4 protein-coding genes are annotated in these 4027 nt (G+C 49.9%); all 4 read left to right on the forward strand.

All coding sequences use genetic code 11. The annotated features are described in order from the left end of the window. A partial coding sequence (locus Q0X25_RS07620; RefSeq protein WP_298580793.1) for an aminomethyltransferase family protein occupies positions 1-603 on the forward strand: 603 nt, incomplete at its 5' end. Between the two features lie 70 nt (positions 604-673). Further along, on the forward strand, positions 674-1057 hold the full coding sequence (gcvH, locus tag Q0X25_RS07625; RefSeq protein WP_298580795.1) for a glycine cleavage system protein GcvH: 384 nt from the start codon (positions 674-676) through the stop codon (positions 1055-1057). A 3-nt stretch (positions 1058-1060) separates the two neighbouring features. Beyond that, on the forward strand, positions 1061-2377 hold the full coding sequence (gene gcvPA, locus Q0X25_RS07630; RefSeq protein ID WP_298580797.1) for an aminomethyl-transferring glycine dehydrogenase subunit GcvPA: 1317 nt from the start codon (positions 1061-1063) through the stop codon (positions 2375-2377). Beyond that, the gene (gcvPB, locus tag Q0X25_RS07635; protein ID WP_298580800.1) at positions 2374-3813 is read left to right on the forward strand and encodes an aminomethyl-transferring glycine dehydrogenase subunit GcvPB; all 1440 of its coding nucleotides are present in this window, start codon (positions 2374-2376) and stop codon (positions 3811-3813) included. The genes gcvPA and gcvPB overlap by 4 nt, the downstream gene beginning before the upstream one ends. Positions 3814-4027 lie beyond the last annotated feature (214 nt).

The following is a 4027-nucleotide window of genomic DNA, read 5'->3' on the forward strand; positions in this document are numbered from 1 at the left end:
CCCCAAACGCTACCCCAAGGCTATTACAGCTTTTGTCCTCATGTCCTTGTGGGTGACATTGACTGCCTGGTGTCAAGCACAGGTTATACTGGTGAAAAGGGTTTTGAGCTGTACTGTGCAAACGAGCAGGTCACAAAACTCTGGCAGCTCTTCCGCGAAGCAGGCAAAGACGAAGGACTTATTCCCTGTGGTTTGGGTGCTCGAGATACCCTACGCCTTGAAGCAGCGATGCCACTTTATGGGCATGAGATGGATGAGCAGACCACCCCACTAGAAGCAGGTCTGAGTTTTGCCGTCAAACTCAACAAAGATGACTTCATCGGACGTGATGCCTTGCTTTCCAAAGGCGATCCTCAGGTCATTCGCGTGGGCCTTATTGCAACAGAACGTGGCATTCTACGCGAACATCAAAACCTCTACATTGGCGATGAACTTATTGGCCACACAACTTCTGGCACGTTTGCACCGCATCTTAAGCAGTCAATTGCTATGGCAAAGGTTGATATTGCTCATGCCGCAGTAGGCACTCAGGCGCAAGCCGATGTCCGTGGCAGACGCTTAGCTGTGCGTATCGTAGAACTTCCTTTTTACAAGCGCGACTAATTTGCACCTCTTAGCACTAAGCGGACTTAAAAAGTCCGAATAACTATAAGCAGTTAGAAAGGATTGCATGATGGCAGAGGTTAAAGAAGAACTTGAGTACACCACCTCCCATGAGTGGGTCGAGGAAAATGGCGATCTCTATACAATAGGTCTCACTGACTTTGCGCAAGATTCCCTTGGCGACATTGTATTTGTTAACCTTCCCGAAGAAGGAGATGCCATTACTGCTGGCGAACCTTTTGCCGATATCGAGTCTGTCAAAGCAGTATCCGATGTATTTAGCCCGCTCACAGGCACTGTTGCTGCAGTCAACGAGGAGCTTGCTGATGCTCCTGAGCTGGTAAATGAGGATCCTTATGGCAGTTGGCTCATCAAAGTTGAAGACGTCAGTGATAGAGAAGAGCTGCTTGATGCCAAAGCGTATGAGGAATATTGCGCCAACGAGGAGGCATAAACCATGGGAGTCTACGTCCCATCAACTACGGCAGAGCAAAAAGAGTTGCTCTCAGCCGTAGACCTCAACTCCTTAGATGAGCTCTATCAAGTGGTCCCCAAAGAAGCGTTGGTATCCAAACTCGAGCTCCCTGTAGGGAAAAGCGAATTAGAAGTTGTTGATACTCTCAGTAAGCTTGCCAATAAAAATCAGCGTTTTCAGAGTGTCTTTCGCGGCGCTGGTGCCTACCGCCACTACATCCCTGCAATCGTGCAAAGCGTTACGAGCAAGGAGGAATTCCGTACGGCTTACACACCTTATCAAGCAGAAATAAGTCAAGGCGTACTCCAGTCAATCTTTGAGTACCAGACACAGCTTTGCGAACTCACGGGCATGGAGGTTTCCAACGCATCTTTGTATGACGGGGCAAGTGCTGCTGCAGAAGCAGTGCTGATGTGCCAGGAGCGCAAACGTCAAGACGTTATTATTTCTGCTACGGTCGACCCGCAAACCATCGCTGTCGTCAAGACGTATTGTGCAAGCCGCAAAGTCCCTGTGCATGTTGTAGCTGCAGATAAGTGCGCAACTGACCTCGCTGCTATTGAGAACACTATGAATGCTGGCACAGCCGCTGTGCTGGTACAAAGTCCTAACTACTATGGTGTGATTGAAGATATCGATGCAATTGTTGCCGCAACACATAGCAATGGCGCCAAGCTCGTTATGAGCTTTAATCCTATTTCCTTGGGCTTACTCAAAACTCCTGGTGAATATGGAGTTGATATAGCCGTAGGCGAAGGGCAAGCTCTTGGTTTGCCGCTAAGCTTTGGCGGTCCTTATCTGGGTTTGATGAGCTGCACAAAAAAGCTCCTGCGCAAGATGCCTGGCCGCATTGTAGGCGAGACCTCTGATGCGAAGGGACGTCGCGCTTTTGTATTGACACTCCAAGCACGCGAGCAGCATATTCGCCGTGAAAAAGCCTCATCTAATGTTTGCTCTAATGAGGCACTGTGCGCTATGACGGCTTCGGTTTATCTTGCGGCGATGGGTCCCAAAGGCATCTATCAAGTCGCACAAAGCTGTACTGCTCATGCACATTACCTGCAAAGACGCCTCGAAGAAATCCCTGGGTTTAGCTTACGTGACACGCGTCCCTTCTTCCATGAGTTCCTTACCAACTGTCCCTTCGATGCAGAACAAATAGTAGCCAAGCTGAGCGAGAAGAAAATCCTTGCCGGTCTTCCTGTCGATGGGGGTTTGCTCTGGTGCTGTACCGAACTCAACAATCGCGAGCAAATCGACCTACTCATTGCTGCTCTCAAGGAGGTGAGCGGTGTATGAAACTCCTCTTTGAGCGCAGTGTTTCGGGGCGTCATTGCGAGCTTCTACCCGCACTAGATGTAGCTGAGGTTCACTTTGATGCCGCACAGTTACGCACACAGCCGCCAAGGCTTCCCGAGCTCTCCGAAGTCGATATAGCTCGCCATTACACCGAGCTTATGAAGCAGACCCATGGTGTCAATGATGGTTTTTATCCCCTGGGATCTTGCACTATGAAATACAATCCCAGCGTCAATGAAGTCCTTGCCAGCATGCCAAATTTTGCTGACATCCATCCTTTGCAGCCTCTGTCAACGGTGCAGGGCTGTCTTGAGCTGCTTTATAACATCGATCACACCCTTCGCGAAGTGTGTGGCATGGATGCGACAACCTTACAGCCGGCAGCAGGTGCCCATGGCGAGCTTACGGGACTGCTGCTCATCCGTGCTTGGCTCCTTGATCATGGTAAAGCCGAACGTGATGAAATTATCGTTCCTGATACTGCGCATGGCACCAATCCTGCCTCGGCAAGTATGGCTGGTTTTCAGGTAATTTCGGTAGCTTCTAACGACGAAGGTGGAGTCGACCTCGATGCACTCAAGGCGGCCGTAGGTCCCCACACCGCAGGACTGATGCTCACCAATCCCAATACGCTCGGGCTTTTTGATCGCAATATTCTTGAGATTACTCGTATCATTCACGAAGCGGGGGGCCTTTGCTATTACGACGGCGCAAATCTCAACGCAATTATGGGACGTGTCCGCCCAGGCGATATGGGGTTTGATTGCACCCATCTCAACCTGCACAAGACCTTCTCGACACCTCATGGCGGAGGTGGCCCAGGTGCGGGTCCTGTACTCTGCAAAGCAGAGCTTGCTCCTTATTTGCCAGGGCCCCTTATCACCAAAACTGATGCTGGCTTTAGCTTTGAGATGCCCTCAAAAAGTGTTGGTAGGGTACGCAGCTTCTATGGGAATTTCCTTGTGGTCTTGCGTGCATATGCCTACATCTTGTCACTTGGTGCAGATGGCATGAGACAGAGCTCCGCCAATGCAGTTCTGAATGCAAACTATCTACTTGCAGCGCTGCGTAAGGATTTTACTATCCCCTTCCCTGATTCTTGTATGCACGAATTTGTGATGGATATAGGGCCTCTCAAGGATGAATGCGGCGTATCTGCAATGGATGTTGCCAAACGTATGCTTGATTTTGGTATTCATCCACCCACCATGTATTTCCCGCTTATCGTGCACGAGTCACTCATGGTAGAGCCTACCGAAACTGAGGGCAAAGAAACTCTTGATGAGTTTATCGGCATCCTCAAGACTATTTTGACCGAGGCGCACCACGATGGGACACGCCTTCACGATGCACCCTTTAGCTGTCCTATAGGACGACCTGATGAGGTAGGTGCTGCACGTAAACCACGCCTACGCTATGACTTTGATGTTGAGTAACTAAGAAACGCCCAATTGCCACGAGAGGAAATCGCCGTGATAAAGAACTTGGGACTCATAGAGGCAAAAGGCTATGACCCCTATGCCAATCTTGCTCTTGAGAGACTCTTATTTGAGCAGACGGGCCCCACTTGCTGCGTACTTTATCTTTGGCAAAATGCCCACACCGTGGTAATTGGGCGCAATCAAAATGCTTTGGATGAATGTGATGTAT

Source organism: uncultured Olegusella sp. (genome assembly GCF_947253395.1).
In the GTDB taxonomy this organism is placed as follows: Bacteria; Actinomycetota; Coriobacteriia; order Coriobacteriales; family Atopobiaceae; genus Olegusella.